Source organism: Sphingomonas tabacisoli (assembly GCF_042678385.1).
GTDB classification, from domain to species: Bacteria; Pseudomonadota; Alphaproteobacteria; order Sphingomonadales; family Sphingomonadaceae; genus Sphingomonas_B; species Sphingomonas_B tabacisoli.
In genome coordinates this window covers 1,050,483-1,068,277 of sequence record NZ_JBHUDY010000001.1, presented here as the reverse complement: position 1 = coordinate 1,068,277, position 17,795 = coordinate 1,050,483, and the positions used below count along the sequence as shown (strand labels likewise).

Genomic DNA, 17,795 nt, shown 5'->3' with positions numbered 1-17,795 from the left:
CCTGCGCGGCCATTCCGCCATGATGCAGGTTCCGGTGGCGTAGGAGAGACAGGCCAAAGTGAACGATTGGGCACAGGCCTCGCTGATCGAACGGGCTCAGGCCGCTATCGAGCGCGGCGATCTCCTGTCTGCCTATGACCTGTCGCGGCAGAACAGCGGGCTGTCGAGCTCGCTCGAGCTCGCCTACCTCGCGGCATTGGCGATGGCCCGCATGGGCGAAACCGAGCAGGCGATGCGGCTGTACGAGCAAAGCGGCCTGGCGGCGGCGGAAGATGTCGACAGCCGCTCCCTGGGCGCGCGATTGTTGAAGGATCGGGCGCTCCAGCATGGCGGCGCGGCCGAGGAGCTCAAACAGGCGGCAGACGCTTATGCGGAAGCGCACCGGCGTACGCGCGATCCGTTCCCCGCGATCAACGCGGCGACGCTGAACCTCTTGGCCGGCGACCGCGAGCAGGCCGAGTATTTCGCGCAGATCGCGCTGAGGGCGCCGTCGGTCGCAATGCCCAGCGACTATTACGGCGCCGCGACGCGCGCGGAAGCGCTCGCCATTTTGGGCCAGGAGGCCGAGGCCGCAAAGGCGATCGAGCTGGCGTTGAACCTGCCCGGCGCGAATTTCGGCGCGCGCTCGACAACGCTGAGGCAGTTCGAGCTGCTGGCGAGGCATCAAGCCGCGGAAGACCGGATGCGGCCGATCATCAGCCGGCTGATCCCGCCGGCGGTCGTGTTCTTTTCGGGCCACATCTTCAAGACCGACCCGATCAGGGAAGGAGCGATCGCGGCCGAGATCGACCGGCGCCTCGACGAGTTGAGCGTCGGCTTCGGCTATGGCGCCCTCGCCGCCGGCGCCGACATCCTGATCGCCGAGCGCCTGCTCGCGCGCGGCAGCACGTTGAACCTCGTCTTCCCGTTTCGCGAGGACGATTTCATCGCCAGTTCCGTGGCGCCTGCTGGCGATCAATGGCTCAAACGCTATCATGCCGTCCGCGAGCAGGCCGCCGGGATCAGCTTCGCCACTCTTGCGCAATATGTGCACGATCCCGCTCAGTTCGGATATGGATCGACCGTGGCCATGGGCATGGCGCGGCTGCGCGCGATGCATTTGGGGACGCACGCCATCCAGCTCGTGATCTGGGACGGCAAGATGCATGACGATGCTCCGGCCGGCACCGGGCACGACGTCCGTGAATGGCGCTCGACCGGCGGAATGACCGTGACCATTCCAGCCGACGATCTGGACCGATCGGTCAAACAGGAAGCAAGCGAGCCAGAGCCGGGCAATCGGTGCCTCAAGGCGTTTCTTTTTGCCGATTTCCCGGGATACACGCGGATCAAGGAAGGCAAGCTGCCGCTGTTCTGGTCGCGCGTGATGGCCACGGTCGGCTCGGTGCTCGACGATCACCGCGCCGCGCTGGACTTCACGAATAGCTGGGGCGACGCCGTGTTCGCGGTGTTCAAGACCGCGGAGGCGGCGGCCGATGCGGGGCTGGCACTTCAGTCGGCCTTGCTAGACGTCGCGCCGACCGAGCTTGGGCTGGATCGCCCCACGCAGATGCGCGTGAGCATGCATTTCGGCCCGGTCTATCACGGCAGCGATCCGATCGCCGGGCGGGAAGCCTTTTACGGCACCGAGATTTCGCGCGCTGCCCGCGTCGAGCCGCTGACGCCCCCCGGCAGCATCTACGCAAGCGAACCGCTCGCCGCCGTTCTGGCCAACACCGCATCGGACAAATTCAGCGCGACCTATGTCGGCAAGATCGATCTGCCCAAGGGTTTCGGGCAGTATCCGCTTTACGCGTTGCGAAGGCGCTCCAACGGCTCCGTCTGAGCGCCTCCGGCCAGTCGCGGAACGATCAGCAGATTGCTGCCGGCCGGACCTTCCTGCGGCGCGCCATGCTGCCGATCATGCCGAAGCCGCCGATCATCATCGCCCAGGTCGCAGGCTCGGGGACGCCGAGCACGCGCGGGTCGAACAGCGGGCCGTAATTGGTCTTCGGCAGGCCCGGCGGATCGTTCGGGAGCGGCGTGTCGGACGTCACGACCTGCGCGGCGACGAAATGCGGATCATAGTTCCGGCCGATCACCGGATAGATGGCGTTGTCGTCCAATGCCACGTCCCCGCGGCCAGCGAGGTTGGTCACGCCGCCGTCGTTGCGGGGGTCCCCGAACACCACTTGCAGGCCGGGGCAGGCAAAAATGTCGGTGCAGGTGGCGTCCGACGTGGTGTTGTAGGTTGCGATATACGACACTTCGACTGTCTGTCCTCCTGCCAATTGGCCGATGGGCACGCTCAGATTGGTCGTGCTCCAGTCGAACACTTTCCAGCGGCCGTCCGGGTCGGACTGCTGAATGAGATTGTTGAACGTCAGGCCGCCGGTGTTCAGGAAGATGCCGTCGGAATTGACGCCGCCGTTCGCGCTGTAGAGCGTCGAAGGTTCCGCACCGACGACATTCCGGGTCACTCTGAAGTTGAACGATCCGCGCTGGCTGCCGTCAGCAAGGATTTCGGCGATGTGCCCCGGCGTAATCTGCGAGTCGAACCGCAGATCGACCGGGCCGTCGCCGGTGTTCGTGACGGTGAAGGTGATCACCGTGCTGCTTGAGGTCTGGCACGCACCGACGCAATAATTGTCGTGCAGGAAAAAGAAGCCGCCCTTGTCCGCAGTGGCCGTGTAATTGACCCCAAGTTCGGCCTGGCCCGGATCCGTGGCGCCTTCGTAGAAGGTTTCGGTGGATCCGCCCGTCGTCACGGGCACCGACTTGTTCGCATTCGCGAAGCTATAAGTGTTCTGGATCGACACTTCCGTGACGATCGCGGCAGCGGAAGGTGCCGCCCACATCAGCGGAAGAGCAAGAAGAACAGGCGTGCAGGATGTGCGGATGAGGCAAGCGGCAGACGGCTCACCGGACGCGGTGGTGCGCATACTGAATTCCCCCTTACAGCAGTGAGGCCTTATTAACCCTTTTTCGACCGCTGCTAAAGGGTGGATGCGACGGATCGAGCGTCCCGAACCGGGGCACAGGCGCCCGTCGCGAACGTCAGCGCTGGCCCAGGCGGATCGAGCTTCCGCTGGATCGTCGAGGCGGCATCGCAGTCCCGCTTGGCGTCGTCGGCCCGGCCGGCCGCCGCCAGCACCCGCGATCGCGCCAGCAGCAACTCGACCTGATCGGGATCGATCGCTCCGTAATTCGCATCGTAGATCGCTTTGGTCCGCGCCAGTCGCGCTAATGCCGCGTCTGTCGCACCCCGCTTCTCCTCGGCCTCGGCTGCATAGAAATCGACGTCCCCGACGGCGGCGTTGGTCGGCCCATAAGCTCTGACGTAGAGCGCCCGTGCCCGATCGAACGCGGCCAAGGCGCCGGGCACATCGCCTTGCGCGGTCCTGATCCGCCCCTGCAGGATCAGCGCCGCGCCGATCGTCGGATGATCGCCTTCCAGCACGCGGTCGTAGATCGCAATGGCCTGCTTGATGCGGTTCGCCGCCAAAGCGGGCTGGCCGCGCTCGAAATCGGCGAGCGCGCGGTTCTGGAAGGCGGTCGCGGTGCGCACGTGATTGGTGCCGAACGCGGCCGTGTAGCTCGCCTCGGCGCGGGCGAACAGTTTGTCCGCCTCCTCGAACCGCTTGAGCCGGACAAGGGAGTGCGCCTCGTTCATCCAGACGCGTCCCAGCGCCTCGCGGTAATCGCCTGGCAGCTCGCTATAGCGCTGCGCCGCCTGGCCGAGCAGCCGCGCCGAATCCGCGTAACGTCCGGCCAGAATCTCGGCCATGCCCCGCTGCTCGAGGACCTCGGCATCGAGTTCCGCCGCATAGGAGGCGCTTTTAGAATAGGACGCAGCCGCCTGGTCGATCGTCCGCTTAGCCGCCGCGAGGTCGCCGCGCTTGTTCTCGACCGTCGCGAGCTTCAGCAGCACGCGCGCCCGCTCCTCCCCTTCCTTGGGCAGGCGCATCAGCGCGGATTGCAGGTCGCGCTCGGCTTCGCGAGCCAAACCGAGATTGAAATAGATTTCGCCCGTCGCGCGCAGCAGCCGGGCGCTCACCTGCGGCTCGGCGCGCAGCTCGACGCCGGCGCGGCGGCTGGCGCGGTTCAGGATGGTCAGTGCCGTGATCGTGCGCGGGTTATCGGTCGCTGGATTCGCGATCGCGAACGTGCCGATCAGGAAGTCGAGGCTTCGATTGGCGAGAAGCTGCTGCTGCACCGCCACCCGCCGCTGGCTCTCCGCATAGATGGCGAGGCCGATCGTGGTCAGCGCGATCACCATCGAGGCGGCGGTGACCCAGATCATCCGCCGCTGCCGACGCGCCGCATCGCGCCGTGCAAGCTGGTCCAGCCGCAGCCCCGTGATGCCCGCGATGAGCTTGAGCAGCGCAAGCCGCTTGCCGTCCTTGCCCGGACGGATGTCGGCGGCAATCGGCTCGGCGGGGCTGTCGGAGAGATTGCCGTCGGGGCCGAGATGGAAACGCAGCGCCTCCGGGAAGCACTCCTTGTCCCCGCCTTCGTAAGGCTCGCCCGAAGCGATCAGCGCCAGGGTGCGCGATTCGCCGTGCAGCCGCTTGAAGGTCAGGATTTCTTCGTTGACCCATTTCGACTTGGCCGCCTTCGGGCTGCACACCACGATCTGGAAACGGGAATCGGCCAGCGCCGCGCGAAGATGCTCGCCCAGGTCGCCGCTGGCCGGCAGCTCGTCACGGTCGCGAAAGATTGGCGGCAGGCGGCGCGGCACCGGCCCGAATGGCGAATCGGTGCCGATCAGCGCCCGCGGCAGCCGATAGGTCTCCAATGCGCGATGCAGCCAGCGGACAGTCGCCTGGTCGGAGTGGCTATAGCTTATGAACGCGGCGTATTTGGTCATCCCCGAACCGTCGCCAATCGCCATCTCCCCCACCGCCCTGATTAGGGACCAGTTTTGCGCGAAAGAAAAGCCGCCAAACTGTCAATGCCGTAAGAAATCGGGACGGCAGCCCGATTTCGTCCAACCTGTCGTCGCAGAGTTGTTGCTTTGATCCGTGTGAAGGCGCTCCATAGGGATCGAGAGCAAGCGGACCAAACCGCTTGGATGTAGGTTGAGGCCCGATGGCGAGCGACTGGCCGGCAGGTGAAAGCGAAATGGCGCGGCGCATCCGCGACCATGATTGGTCGGCCACGCCCATCGGCCCCATCGAATCGTGGCCGCCGGAACTGCGCAGCACCGTCGACCTGATGCTCGATCACGGCTTTCCGATGATCGTGCTGTGGGGCCGCGATCTCATCCAGATCTACAATGACGGCTATGCCGTCATCATGGCCGACAAGCATCCGGCCGGCCTTGGTCAGCCGACGCGCGAATGCTGGCCCGAAGTCTGGGACATCAATGCGCCGATCTACGATCGCGTCGGGGCCGGCGAGACGCTGACGTTCGAGGACAAGCTGTTCCCGATCGCGCGCCACGGCCCGATCGAGAATGCGTGGTTCACGCTTACCTACAGCCCGCTTCGCGAGGGCCGCGACGTTGCCGGCGTGCTCGTCACTCTGTTCGAGACGACGGCGGGGCACCTTGCAGCGGCCCATCGCGAGGCGGCCCTGCAGATCGAGGAGCAACGGGCGTTCCTGCTGAGACTGAGCGACACGTTGCGTCCGCTGGAAGGCGCGACCGAGATCGAGGGAGAGGCCGCGCGAATCCTCGGCGACAGCCTGGATGCGGCCTGGACCTATTACGGCGAGCTTACACGCACGCCGCAACAGCTGATGACGGTCCGCGCGAGCCATGTGCGCGCCGGCGTGCCGGGCATCGTCGGCACCTATCCGGTGGAATCCACGGCCGTCCTCGATCGCCTGCAGGCCGGTCACGCCCTCGCGATCGAAGACATCTCGGATTCCCCGCTGTTCAGCGCGAAGGCGCGCGCGCGCTGGGGAAAGATCGGGATGCGTTCGATCGCGGCCGTGCCGATCGTCAAGAAAGGCAACCTGATCGCAGCCGTCATCGTCGCCGACACCAAGCCACGTGACTGGAGCGACGCCATCGGTCTGATCGAGGAAACCGCCGAACGAACCTGGGCGGCTGTCGAACGTGCAAACGCCGAAGCGGCACTGCGGGAGAGCAGGCACCGGCTGCAGTTTCTGGTCGCCGAGCTGCAGCACAGGGTGCGCAATATCCTCACTGTCGTGCGATCCGTCTTCGACCGCACGATCGAAGCCGGCGGAACGCTCGAGGACGTCGCGGATCACTTCAAAGGACGGCTGGACAGCCTCGCCCGAACGCAGGTGGTCGTGACGCAAAACGTTGGCGGTCTGATCGACCTCGAGAACCTCATCCGCGACGAACTTTTGAGCGTCGGAGTGAGCGACGGGCCCCATCTGACGATAGGTGGTCCCGACGTCGCTCTGACCTCGAAAGAGGCAGAATCGATCGGTCTGGCGATCCACGAACTCACGACCAACGCCTTGAAATACGGGGCATTGAGGAATTCTACGGGAAAGCTCGATATTCGCTGGACCGCTAACATGAGTTATGGGGAATCTGAACGACTCGATCTTATATGGACGGAACAGGGTGTGTCCGCGGTTGCGGTCAAGCCGACTCGACGAGGGTTCGGTAGCGAGTTGATCGAAGAGGCATTGCCGTATCGGCTAGGGGCCGAGACCAAGCTGGAATTCCGGGGCGGCGGCGTTCGCTGCACCATCTCCCTGCCCATGCCTGGGCAGGACGAACTGGCGGTGCCGATATGGAAGGAAGCGTGACCCCGACCGGCCGGCTCGCCGGCAAGACCATTCTGGTGGTGGAGGACGAGTATTTCATCGCCTCCGACCTGAAGCGCGCGCTCGAAAAGGAGGACGCGACCGTGGTCGGCCCCGCCGGCAATATCGGCAAAGGCCTGTCGCTCCTCGGAGGCGCACCGATCGACGCTGCGATCCTCGATGTAAATCTTGAGGGCACCACGTCCTATCCGATCGCCGACAGGCTGGGCGAGCAATCGGTCCCTTATGTTTTTCTCACGGGCTATGACGGTTGGGCGTTGCCGGATGCCTATCGGGACGCCCCGCGCGTCGCGAAGCCCTTCTCCATGCGCGCCGTGCTCGCGTGCGTGGAACAGCTTGTAGGTGTGGAGGCCGAAGCATGATTAGGGTCCAGCAAGCCAGCAACAGCCTGCCTCCCGCCGCCCTGCGCCTGTCCCGGCTCGCGCCGCTCAGCGGCGAGGAATTGATGGCTGTGGTCGCGGCCATCGATCGCAGCAGCCAGACGCCGGCACGCCGCGAACTCCTGAGCGAAGGGCGGAAGATCGCGGAGCCCCGGATGATCGTCAGCGGATGGGCGGCGCGGGTTCGCCTGCTCGCCGACGGGCGGCGGCAGCTTCTCAGCTTCCTGTTGCCCGGCGATCTCGTCGGCATGTGCCGCCAGCCCGAGCCGCTCGCGGTTTCAACGGTGGTCGCAGTGACGGCGCTGACGTCTTGCGCCGCGCCCTCGGCCGGGAAATTTCCCCAGCTCGCCGACGCCTACGCGATCAGCGAGGCGCTGGAGGAAGCGCGCCTGCTCAGCCAGATCGCGCGGCTCGGCCGCATGAACGCGCAGGAGCGGATCGGCGACTTATTGCTGGAGTTGCACGAGCGGCTCAGCCTTTGCGGCCTAGCCGACGAGACCGGCTTCGACTTGCCCCTGACTCAGGAATTGCTGGCCGATGCGCTTGGGCTGACCTCGGTTCACGTCAATCGCGTCGTGCAGACGATGCGCCGCGCCAACGATCTGGAGTGGAGAGGCCGACGCCTGCACTTGCCGAACCCAGCAGAACTGGCCCGCAAGATCGGCCGCGCCCCGATCAGGGTGACAAGCGCCAGCCACGCCTAAGGCGGCCCGGAGGGGAGCCGAATTCGGGCGACCCTGAAGTGGCGGAGCGGGAGGGATTCGAACCCTCGATACGGTTTTGCCGTATACTCACTTTCCAGGCGAGCGCCTTCGACCACTCGGCCACCGCTCCGCATGCACTGGAAGTGCAGCCCCCTATCCTCTTGGATATCGGCGTGCAATGTCTGTCTCCATGCTGATCTTCGCTCTGCTGCTCCAGACCGCCGCCCATTCTCCCGCAGTCACGCCCAAGTCGCCCGGCGAGATCGTCGCCGCGGCGCCGGCCAGCGATTGGGTGGATATCAAGCCCGACGACCTGCTGGTCATGCAGCTCGCGCCCGACCGCGATGGCCAACCCCGGCGCGTTACGATCCAGCTCATGGCCCCGCCTTTCTCCCAACCCTGGATCGCGAACATCCGCACGCTGGCAAAAGCGCATTGGTGGGACGGCACCAGCGTCAACCGCGTGCAGGACAATTACGTCGTCCAATGGGGCGACGCGACCGAGAAGAAGCCGTTGCCGGCGGGGCTGCTCTCGACGTCTGAGAAGGGCTATGTCAGCGATTGGAGACTCGATCGCAGCCTAAGGACGAGCGTCGTTGATCTATCGACGATGTCCGGTCTCGACGAAGGGCCAAAACAGACCGACCCTTACGTTGCTGGGGGGCATACGCTTCATTGGAAAGGCTGGCAGTTGGCTGCCGGCGCTGAACAGGCTTGGCCAACTCACTGCTACGGCATGATCGGCGTCGGCCGGAATCTCTCGCCGGATGCCGGCAACGGCGCCGAACTCTACACCGTGATCGGCCATGCGCCGCGGCATCTCGACCGCAACATTGCCGTCGTCGGACGCGTGGTGGAGGGAATCGAGAATCTCTCCAGCCTGCCGCGCGGAACCGGTAGTCTCGGCTTCTACGAAAAGCCTGAGCAGCGCGTGCCGATCGTTTCGATCCGGCTGGCCTCGGAGCTTCCGGAAACGGAGCGGCCGCACCTCCAATATCTTTCGACCGAAAGCGGCAGTTTCGCGGCCTATGCCAATGCGCGGGCAAACCGGAAGGACGCCTTCTTCATCGTGCCCGCGGGCGGCGCCGACATCTGCAATGTGCCGGTGCCGATCCGGCGCAAGCCGTAGGATCGCACTTGGCGCTTACCCCCAATCGTCCATCCCGAGCGAAGTTGAGGGACGCACTGGCGTCACTGGCTGTCCGTCAAAAAGTGCGTGCCTCGACTTCGCTCGGCATGGACGGGTTTGGACGAATGGCCCAATTGTTCGTCGCGTCAGCCCCTCAGTAGCGCGCCGAACATCACGAACGGTTCTTCGGGCGCGGAGACCTGCACCTGGCCGTTCGCCTGACGCACCAGCTCGCTGACCAGCCACGCGGCGGCCGCGCGGGGCGTCACCTCGGATTCGGCGGTCTTGCCTTCCAGCGCCTGGCGCAGCTCGGGATCGAGCACCAGCCGCGGCCCTTCGGCACGCACGACCATCTCGGTTCCGTTCGCCGTCTTTTCGGCGCCAATGTCCAGCCGTCCGCCGCGCACCAGCGCATCGCCGGCGATCAGCGCCAGGTTCAAGAGCACCTTGATCGCGGTCTTGCTGAGCGTCGCCGGCTCGACCATCCAGCCGATCTCGACCCGCCCGCCTTCGCCGAACATGCCTTCGATCGCAACTTTCGCCTCGCGCGCGTCGACTTCGTCGCCGAAGCCGCCCGCCGCGCCGAACGCCAGTCGGAAGAATTTCAGCTTGTTGGCAGAGGCGCGCGCGCTTTCGTTCAGCAGGTCGAGGCAGCGCGCCCGCATCTCCGGGTCATGCTCGTCGGCGAGCAGTTCCAGGCCGTTGTTGAGCGCGCCGACCGGGCTCAGCAGGTCATGGCACAGGCGGGAGCAGAGCAGGCTGGCGAAGTCGATCGCTGAGGTCATGCCGCTCCTCTGGCGGAGCGCGTGGCGCGGGGCAAGGGGCAGCACCGCAACTCGTCGGCGGAAAGACTCGGTCCGTGCGAGCCCCCAAAGGAAAAAGGGCGGCCGAAGCCGCCCTTCCCCTTTAGCTCTGAGCCTGAGTTCAGGCGAGAACCGTCTTGGCGCGACGGCTGCGGCGGACCGAGAAGCCCAGCATGCCGAAACCGCCGACCATCATCGCCCAGGTCGCCGGTTCGGGAACCGCGGGGGCGAAAGTCACGCCCTGCAGCGTCGAACCGTCGATCACGCCGAACGTGCCGGCCGTGAAGCCGCGCGCGTTGGTGCGAAGGATGTAGGTCGTGCTGTTTTCCGTGCCGACCAGGTTGTTCGAACCGAAGTTCACACCGGCCACATTGCCGTCAAAGCTGCGGGTAGCAACCGACGTGAAGGTGCCCGGATTGTTCGGCGCCAGAAAACCGGCCTGATTGAACGAGCCGTCACGGAACGCGAAAATGTCGTAGCCGCCGAAATTCTGGACGGTGAACGACTGGATCGCATTGTTGCCGGCCGAGCCGGCGCCGGTGCGAACGACTTGGAAGTAAAAGTCGATGTTGCCATCCGTATTGCGATACACCGCGGAGTTGAACGTACCCGCGAAGGTCAACGCGGTACCCGAGACCGAGCTCGATGCGAGCAGCGTGCCGCGAGTGGAAACATCGAACGTGTTGTCAATGGCCGCGCCGGGATTTCCGCCGATGCCATCGCCCGGCAGAACCTGCGCCGCGAAAGCCGGCGAGGTCGCGAGTATAGCGCTAACCGCAAAAGCCAATTTTTTCATACAAACCCCCTAACATTAGGTCGCGAAGCAACTCGGCGACGTCGAGTCGGTCCTCTTGGCGAGGCTTCTAATGCGCCACCGTAATAAACGATGTTCCGCGCGCCGCAAAGCAGTTAATCAGGGGTAAACGTTCCCAAAATGAAACGCTCTGGGAGCCGAGAGCCACTCGATAAGGCTAGGCCGCCTGGCAGCGCCAAGGCGGCGTCGCTGTCAACCAGATATCCATACCCGGTCTGCGACGCCGTCCAGCCCCCCGGAAGATGTCGTCCGCAGGATAGCGAATAGACGCTAGGCGAGAACGGCCTTCACCTTTCCGCTGCGGCGCATGGCGATTCCCATCGCGCCAAAGCCCGCCAACATCATCGCCCAGGTTGCCGGTTCGGGCACCCTTGGCGCGAAGGTCGGACCCTGGATGGTCGAACCGTCGATCACGCCGAACGTGCCGGCCGTGAAGGCGAACGCATTGGTCCGGAAAATGTAGGTCGTGCTGTTTTCGGTGCCGACCAGGTTGTTCGGACCGAAATTCACACCCATCACATTGCCGTCGAACGAGCGGTTGGCCGAGGACGTAAAGGTCCCCGGATTGCCAGCGGGCAGGAATCCGCCCGCGCCGTCGAAATCCGAACCGTCACGGAAGGCGAATACGTCAAAGCTGCCGAAATTCGCTGCGGTGAAGGATTGGATCGCATTGTCTCCGGCGCTGCCGGCCCCGGTGCGCTCGACCTGATAGTAAAAGTCCAGCCTGCCATCGGTGTTCCGATAGACGGCCGACCGGAACTTGGTAGCAAAGGTCAACGCCGATCCGCTGGTTTCGGAATAGGCAAGCAGAGTGCCCCGGGTCGTCGCATCGAACAAGTCGATTGTCGCTCCCGGCCCCCCGATCCCGTTGCCGGGAAAGACTTGCGCAGCCTGCGCAGGGAACGCCGCGAAGACAGCAGCCGCTAGGAAAGCGTATTTCTTCATGGAAACCCCCTCTCAACGATCGCCACGCCTACGCGACTTGGACGACGTCCCTTGAAGGGCTTCTTCGACGGGGGAACATAACCCAAATCAGGGGTCGATTGAAAGTATTAATGGACGGGATGCGCGTTCCAAAATGAAACATTCGGCGCTCAGCCCAGGAGCTGTTCCACCAGACGCTTGACCTTGGCCTGCCTCCATTGCGGCGTCGGCGCGATCAGCCAGTAGCCTAGCCCTTGATCGACGCTCTCGCCCAAACTCTGCAAGGCGCCGGATTCGAGATCGTTGCGCACCAGAAGTTCCGGCACGAGCGCCCTGCCAAGCCCGCGCACGGCGGCGTCTATGGCGAGTCCGGCATCAGAGACGCGTATAATCGGATCTGGCGCGGCATGGCCGGGCCACGCGATCCAGCGTTCCGTATCGCCGGCTGCACCAGCCACCCGGCAAAATTCTGTGCCGCCGATCCGCACGCCCTCGTGCTCGCCTTTGTCGACCATCAGGCGGATCGCCACATCGAGATTGGCTTCGGTGAAGTCGATCGCTTCGTCGGCCGCGATCAGGTGGAAGCGCAGCTCCGGATCGGCGGCCGCGATGTCGGCCAATCGCCCGGCCAGCCAGCGCGCGGTCAGGTCGCGCGGCGCGGCGATCGTCAGCACCTTGGAGGATTGGCCCGCCTGCATCGCCCGCACGGCGTCCTCGAAACAGAGGAAACCGTGGCGGAGCGCTTCCAGCCCGCCCTCAGCCTCGGGCGTCAGCTCGAGCCCACGGGCCGTGCGGCGAAACAGCACGACGCCCAGCGTGTCCTCCAGCGCGCGGATCTGCTGGCCCACCGCCGCCGGCGTCACCGCCAGCTCGTCGGCGGCGCGCGTGAAAGAGAGATGCCGGGCCGCCGCATCGAGCACGCGCAGGCCGTTCAGCGGCAGATGCGTGCGCTTCATGCCTGCACCGCCGGCGCGACCAAGGGGAAACGGGGAATGGCGATGTCGAACAGCGATCCGTCCTCGCCGATCATCCGGTAACTGCCTCGCATCTGCCCCGTCGGCGTCGCAAGCGGGCAGCCGGACACATAATCATAGGATTCGCCGGGCGCGATCACCGGCTGCTCGCCGACCACGCCTTCGCCCTGCACTTCGTGCCGCGCCCCGCGCCCGTCGGTGATGATCCAGTGGCGCGTGAGCAATTGCACCGCCATCCGACCCTCATTTTCGAGGCGAATGTGATAGGCCCAGAACCAGCGGCCTTTGTCCGGCTCCGACTGCTCGGGCAGGTAACTGACCGACACGCGCACGGTCACGCCGCGCGTGGTCTGGGCATGGGGGAAGAACGCCTTCACAGCCCCGCCGCGCCGAGCGCGCGGTCGAGATCGTCGATCAGGTCGGCCGGGTCCTCGAGACCCACGTTCAGTCGCAGCATGCCTTCGGTGATCCCCATCGACTCGCGCACCTCCGCCGAGAGGCCGCTATGGGTGGTGGACGAAGGGTGCGTCATCAGCGAGCGAGAATCGCCGATATTGTTGGAGATGTCGATCAGCTCCAGCGCGTCGAGCACGCGATGCGCCTGCGCCCGGTCGCGCACGAAGAAGGACAGGATCGTCCCGCCCCGCTCCATCTGCCGCATCGCCAGGTTATGCTGCGGGTGGCTCGGCAGCGCCGGATACAGCACCCGCGGCGCGCGCCCTTCGAGGAAACGCGCCACGGCGAGCGCATTGTCGCTCTGCCGCTGAACGCGCAGGTCGAGCGTCTCCAGGCCTTTCAGCACCACCCAGGCATTGAACGGCGACAGAGTCGGTCCCGTGTTGCGCGTGAACGGCAGCAGCACGTCGTTGATGAACTGCTCCGTCCCGCAGACCGCGCCCGCGAGCACGCGCCCTTGCCCGTCCATCAGCTTGGTCGCCGAATAGGCGACGACGTCCGCGCCGAACGTCATCGGCTTCTGCAAGGCCGACGTCGCGAACGCATTGTCGGCGACCGTGGTGATGCCATGCGCCTTCGCGATGCTGCAGACTGCTTCCAGGTCCACCACTTCCAGCGTCGGATTGGCCGGCGTTTCGAAGAAGAAGACCCTGGTGTTCGGCCGCACCGCCGCTTCCCAGCCCGCGGTGTCCGATCCGTCGACGATCGTGGTTTCGATGCCGAAGCGCGGCAGCAGATTGTCGGTCAGCCAGCGGCACGATCCGAACATCGTCCGCGCGCCGACCAGGTGATCGCCGGCCGAGAGCTGGCAAAGCAATGCCGCCGTCATCGCCGCCATGCCGCTTGCCATGCAGCGCGCCGCTTCCGCGCCTTCCAGCAGCGCAATCCGCTGTTCCAGCATCTCGACGGTGGGGTTCTGCAGCCGGCTATAGGTCATGCCCTGCTGCTCGCCCGCGAACCGCGCCGCGGCGTCGCCCGCGCAGTCGTAGGCATAGCCGGAGGTCAGGAAGAGCGCTTCCGACGTCTCTCCCCATTCCGACCGCGCCGTGCCGCCACGCACTGCAAGCGTGGCCGGCCGCCACTTCGCGGTGATCTCCCGATTTTGTCCTGTGCGCCTCTTCACACGCGCGCTTTGCAAGCTAGGGGGGCAAAGCGTCAACCGCGTGGGGGCAAGATGAAATCTTTGGTGGCATGGCTGGAGCGCTTTAGCCCCCTCCAGATGGCGCTCCTGCTCGCCGCGGTCGCCGAGCTGCTGCTCGCGGTGCGGATCGGCCAGCCGCACAAATTGATGTTCGACGAGATCTATTACGTGCCGGCGGGACACGACGTGTTCGGCATGATCAAGCCGGCGAACGAGGAGCATCCGCTCCTCGCCAAATGGCTGATCGGGCTGTCGACCGCGATTTTCGGGGACAACTCGGCGGGCTGGCGCGTGCTGAGCAGCGTCGCCGGGACGGGGACCGTCCTCGCCGTCTACGCGATCGCGCTGCGCCTGTTCGGCGATGTCCGCACCGCCGCGACGGCGGCGCTACTCGCGCTGTTGAACCAGATGCTGTTCATCCAGGCGCGGATCGCCACATTGGACGTATTCGCCGGCGCGTTCCTGTTTGACGCGATTGCACTGCTCGTGTGGGGCTATGGTCGCCTCGGCGCGCGGCCTTGGCTGATCGGTGCCGGCATCTGCATCGGCCTGGCGACAGGCTGCAAATGGAGCGCGTTACCCTTCGCGTTGCCGCTGGGGCTCGCCGTGCTGATCGGATGGCGCGGCGAACGACTGCGCGCCGCGATCATTTTCAGCGTGTCAGCCGTGATCGCCTATTTCGCGACTTTCGCGCCGGCGCTGTTCTACACGACCACCCCCCTCAAGCTCGACCAGCTCATCGACTGGCAGCTCCATATGTATGAGCTGCAAACTCGCCCGCTCGCCCATCACACCTATCAAAGCAGCCCTTGGCAATGGCCGCTGATCACGCGGCCGATCTGGTATCTCTATGAGCGGGTCGAGGGCGTTCAGCGCGGTGTGCTGCTGGTCGGCAATCCGGCGGTGATGTGGGGCGGCCTCGTCGCGCTCGCCGCGTGCCTGTGGGACGGGCTCAAGGATCGCAGCCGGCCGCTGCTGCTCCTCGCCGGCCTCTATCTCTTCGCGATGGGCATCTGGATCGCCATCCCGAAAAAGATCGGCTTCTACTATTACTATTACTTCCCAAGCCTCGTGCTGCCGCTCCTGCTCGCCGCCGCTTTCCACCACGGCTACCGGACGAAGGAACGGTGGCTTCCGGCCGCGTTCATGGTGCTGAGCTTTGGCGTGTTCGCCTATTTCTACCCGATCCTCTCCGCCGCGCCGCTCTGGAGCGACCGCGCGTTCGAGCATTGGATGTGGCTTTCGACCTGGCCCTAAGGGTCTGCCTTCCACTCCCACATCGAGCGTGATCGCCCGGAGAGGCGCGCTGGCGAGGAGCGCGGCGCAGTCGCGTAGCAGAAGCTACGCGCAAGCAAGCGACGATGAGGCAGGCCGCCATGTCCCCCGGACATGGCTGAAACTGTCCGGGGGACAGTTTCACCTGCTCATCAGCGCGCCTCTCCGGGCGACCGCTAAAGCGGCGGGGCGTCTTTTGGCCTGTGGAGGGCGTCGCTCGGTCGGTCACGATGTATAATCATCGCTTCCTCCTCGCTCCTACCCACAGACCAAAATACGCCCCGTCACGCCGATGCGGGAGCGGAAGGCAGACCCTAATACCGGCCCCAGGTGAAGCGGCTCGACAGCGCATAATTCCACACCGCCGCAACCAGCACGCCGGCCAGCGCCGACGCCGTCGCATAGGCGTAGCGCTCCTCGAACAAGAAGGCGGCAATGCCGATATTGGCGACAGCGCCGATCGAGCACACCGCGCAAAAGCTCAGCCAGCCGCGGAGCAACGCCCGGGTGCCGTGCAGCCGCCGGTCGCGATAGGTGAGCGCGTTGTTCAGAAAGAAGTTGAACGTCATCGCGCCCATCGTTGCGGTGATCTGTCCCACCACGAACTCGGCGCCGAGCAGTCCGAAAAAGAGCCACAACAGGCTCAGATGCACGGCAACGCCGATCACCCCGATCAGCGCGAACATTGCGAACCGCGTCGGAATGATGCGGCCGAACATGCGGTCGTAGAGCGCGACGAGGAACTCCATCGCGACGACATGATCCAGCTTCGATTCGCCGACCTCGCGCCGGTGGAACTGCAGCGGAACCTCGGCGAAACGCAGCGGCCGCCGCGCAGTGGTGAGCAGGTCGAGCAGGATCTTGAAGCCGATGCCGGACAGCCGCGGCGCCAGCTCACGGAACCGCTTCGCCCGGATCATGAAAAAGCCGCTGAGCGGATCGGTCAGCTCGGCCTTCAGCACCAGTTGCGCGATACGGCTCGCCGTCTCCGACTTGGCAACCCGCTCGCTCTCCCAGTCGCCCGTTCCACCGCCCTCGACGAAACGCGACGCGATCGCGAGGTCGAGTTCGGGGTCCGCCTTCAAGGCGTTCTCCAGCCGGATCAGCACTGCCGGATCGTGCTGCAGATCGGCGTCCATCACCGCGATCAGCGGCGCGCCCGTCGCCATCATCCCCTCGATACAGGCCGAAGAGAGTCCGCGCCGATCGATCCGCTCGATCACGCGAATGCGGCGGTCCTTCACTGCAATCTCGCGCAGCATCTGCGCCGTGCCGTCGGGGCTCGCATCGTCGACGAACACCGCTTCCCACTCGCGGCCCTTCAGCGCGGCATCGAGCCGCCGCACAAGCTCGCCGATATTCCCGCTTTCGTTGAACGTCGGAATGACGACAGCGAGTTCGAGCGGCTTCACAGGCAAGCGAGGACCCGGTCGCCGATCTCGCGCGTGGAGAGCGATCCACCCAGATCGGCGGTCCGCGCGCCCTCCGCCAGCGTCCGCGCCACGGCAGCCTCGATCCGATCCGCCGCTTCGGCGTTCCCAAGCGAATAACGCAGCATCATCGCCGCCGACAGGATCGTCGCGAGCGGATTGGCCTTGCCCTGCCCGGCGATATCCGGCGCTGAACCGTGGATCGGCTCGTACAGCCCCTTGCCGTTCGCATCGAGCGCCGCCGAGGGCAGCAGCCCGATCGAGCCGACGCACATCGATGCCTGGTCGGACAGGATGTCGCCGAACAGATTGCCGGTGACGATCGTATCGAACGCCCCGGGATTGCGGACCAGCTGCATCGCGGCATTGTCGACCAGCATGTGAGTCAGCTCGACATCGGGATAGTCGGCGGAGACCTCGATGACCACGTCGCGCCAGAGCTGAGACGTCTCCAGCACGTTCATCTTGTCGATCGAGCACAGCCGCTTGCGGCGGCGCTGCGCGGTCTCGAAGCCGGTGCGCGCGATCCGCGCCACTTCGCCCTCGTCGTAGCGCATCGTGTCATAGCCTTCGCGCAGCCCCGCATCGGTGGTGCGGCGGCCGCGCGGCGTGCCGAAATAGACGTCGCCGGTCAGCTCGCGGACGATCATCAGGTCGATGCTGCGCGCGATCTCCGGCTTCAGCGCCGATTCGTCGACCAGTTCGGCAAAGGCCTTGGCCGGACGCAGGTTCGCGAACAGGCCAAGCTCCTTCCGCAGCCCCAGGATCGCCTGCTCCGGCCGCAGCGACCGCTCCAGCGCATCGCAGTCAGGGTCGCCGACCGCGCCGAAAAGAATCGCGTCGGCGCGCCGAGCGAGCGCGAGCGTCTCCGGCGGCAGCGGATGGCCTTTGGTCTTATAGGCTGCCCCGCCAACCGGCGCTTCCTCGAACCGCAGCCCGAGGCCGAGCGCTTCAAGCACGCGAACGGCTTCGGCGACAACCTCGGGCCCGATCCCGTCTCCCGGCAACACAGCAATGAGCATCCGATTCCCCT

16 protein-coding genes and 1 tRNA gene are annotated in these 17,795 nt (G+C 65.4%); 6 read left to right on the top strand and 11 right to left on the bottom strand.

All coding sequences use genetic code 11. The annotated features are described in order from the left end of the window. Window positions 1-58 precede the first annotated feature (58 nt). Window positions 59-1,825 carry a tetratricopeptide repeat-containing protein gene (locus ACFSCW_RS05770; protein ID WP_380887799.1) on the top strand — a complete coding sequence of 589 codons (1,767 nt, stop codon included), beginning with the start codon at window positions 59-61 and terminating at the stop codon, window positions 1,823-1,825. Window positions 1,826-1,850: 25 nt separating this feature from the next. On the opposite strand, the gene ACFSCW_RS05765 is transcribed toward ACFSCW_RS05770, so the two are convergent. Both ACFSCW_RS05765 and ACFSCW_RS05760 read right to left on the bottom strand, forming a co-directional pair. After that, window positions 1,851-2,837 (bottom strand): PEPxxWA-CTERM sorting domain-containing protein, encoded by a 987-nt coding sequence (locus ACFSCW_RS05765; protein ID WP_380887797.1) that lies wholly within the window; start codon window positions 2,835-2,837, stop codon window positions 1,851-1,853. Window positions 2,838-2,974: 137 nt separating this feature from the next. Continuing rightward, window positions 2,975-4,873, bottom strand: coding sequence for a tetratricopeptide repeat protein (locus tag ACFSCW_RS05760; protein WP_380887795.1), 1,899 nt, complete (start codon window positions 4,871-4,873; stop codon window positions 2,975-2,977). A 197-nt stretch (window positions 4,874-5,070) separates the two neighbouring features. Here ACFSCW_RS05760 and ACFSCW_RS05755 point away from each other — a divergent pair, with 197 nt between their 5' ends. The 3 genes from ACFSCW_RS05755 to ACFSCW_RS05745 are packed head-to-tail and all read left to right on the top strand — an operon-like array spanning window position 5,071 to window position 7,816. Further along, window positions 5,071-6,714: a sensor histidine kinase gene (locus ACFSCW_RS05755; protein ID WP_380887793.1), complete on the top strand. Its 1,644-nt coding sequence runs from the start codon at window positions 5,071-5,073 to the stop codon at window positions 6,712-6,714. Then, window positions 6,711-7,094, top strand: a complete 384-nt coding sequence (locus ACFSCW_RS05750) for a response regulator (RefSeq protein ID WP_380887791.1) — start codon at window positions 6,711-6,713, stop codon at window positions 7,092-7,094. The genes ACFSCW_RS05755 and ACFSCW_RS05750 overlap by 4 nt, the downstream gene beginning before the upstream one ends. After that, entirely contained in the window at window positions 7,091-7,816 is a 726-nt protein-coding gene (locus ACFSCW_RS05745; protein WP_380887789.1) for a Crp/Fnr family transcriptional regulator, read from the top strand. The genes ACFSCW_RS05750 and ACFSCW_RS05745 overlap by 4 nt, the downstream gene beginning before the upstream one ends. A gap of 39 nt (window positions 7,817-7,855) precedes the next feature. Here ACFSCW_RS05745 and ACFSCW_RS05740 read toward each other — a convergent pair. Then, window positions 7,856-7,946: transfer RNA gene (locus ACFSCW_RS05740), tRNA-Ser, on the bottom strand. A 60-nt stretch (window positions 7,947-8,006) separates the two neighbouring features. Here ACFSCW_RS05740 and ACFSCW_RS05735 point away from each other — a divergent pair. Next, the gene (locus tag ACFSCW_RS05735; RefSeq protein ID WP_380887787.1) at window positions 8,007-8,945 is read left to right on the top strand and encodes a peptidylprolyl isomerase; all 939 of its coding nucleotides are present in this window, start codon (window positions 8,007-8,009) and stop codon (window positions 8,943-8,945) included. A gap of 146 nt (window positions 8,946-9,091) precedes the next feature. On the opposite strand, the gene ACFSCW_RS05730 is transcribed toward ACFSCW_RS05735, so the two are convergent. The 6 genes from ACFSCW_RS05730 to metZ all read right to left on the bottom strand — a co-directional run bounded on the left by ACFSCW_RS05730 (window position 9,092) and on the right by metZ (window position 14,039). Then, window positions 9,092-9,730, bottom strand: coding sequence for a histidine phosphotransferase family protein (locus ACFSCW_RS05730; protein ID WP_380887785.1), 639 nt, complete (start codon window positions 9,728-9,730; stop codon window positions 9,092-9,094). A 139-nt stretch (window positions 9,731-9,869) separates the two neighbouring features. Beyond that, window positions 9,870-10,544, bottom strand: a complete 675-nt coding sequence (locus ACFSCW_RS05725; RefSeq protein ID WP_380887783.1) for a PEPxxWA-CTERM sorting domain-containing protein — start codon at window positions 10,542-10,544, stop codon at window positions 9,870-9,872. A 288-nt stretch (window positions 10,545-10,832) separates the two neighbouring features. After that, window positions 10,833-11,507, bottom strand: a complete 675-nt coding sequence (locus ACFSCW_RS05720; RefSeq protein WP_380887781.1) for a PEPxxWA-CTERM sorting domain-containing protein — start codon at window positions 11,505-11,507, stop codon at window positions 10,833-10,835. 149 nt (window positions 11,508-11,656) lie between these two features. Further along, a complete protein-coding gene (locus ACFSCW_RS05715) occupies window positions 11,657-12,442 on the bottom strand; it encodes a LysR family transcriptional regulator (protein WP_380887779.1) in 786 nt (261 codons plus the stop codon). Further along, a complete protein-coding gene (gene apaG, locus ACFSCW_RS05710) occupies window positions 12,439-12,837 on the bottom strand; it encodes a Co2+/Mg2+ efflux protein ApaG (RefSeq protein WP_380887777.1) in 399 nt (132 codons plus the stop codon). Before apaG ends, ACFSCW_RS05715 begins: the two co-directional genes overlap by 4 nt. Then, window positions 12,834-14,039 (bottom strand): O-succinylhomoserine sulfhydrylase, encoded by a 1,206-nt coding sequence (gene metZ / locus ACFSCW_RS05705; protein WP_380887775.1) that lies wholly within the window; start codon window positions 14,037-14,039, stop codon window positions 12,834-12,836. Before metZ ends, apaG begins: the two co-directional genes overlap by 4 nt. Window positions 14,040-14,090: 51 nt before the next feature. Between metZ and ACFSCW_RS05700 the strand changes: the two genes are divergently transcribed. Further along, window positions 14,091-15,314 (top strand): glycosyltransferase family 39 protein, encoded by a 1,224-nt coding sequence (locus ACFSCW_RS05700; protein ID WP_380887773.1) that lies wholly within the window; start codon window positions 14,091-14,093, stop codon window positions 15,312-15,314. Window positions 15,315-15,646: 332 nt separating this feature from the next. Here the strand turns inward: ACFSCW_RS05700 and ACFSCW_RS05695 are convergent, their stop codons facing one another. Continuing rightward, complete coding sequence (locus ACFSCW_RS05695) at window positions 15,647-16,744, bottom strand: glycosyltransferase (RefSeq protein ID WP_380887771.1); 1,098 nt, start codon at window positions 16,742-16,744, stop codon at window positions 15,647-15,649. Beyond that, the gene (leuB, locus tag ACFSCW_RS05690) at window positions 16,741-17,784 is read right to left on the bottom strand and encodes a 3-isopropylmalate dehydrogenase (protein ID WP_380887769.1); all 1,044 of its coding nucleotides are present in this window, start codon (window positions 17,782-17,784) and stop codon (window positions 16,741-16,743) included. Before leuB ends, ACFSCW_RS05695 begins: the two co-directional genes overlap by 4 nt. Window positions 17,785-17,795 lie beyond the last annotated feature (11 nt).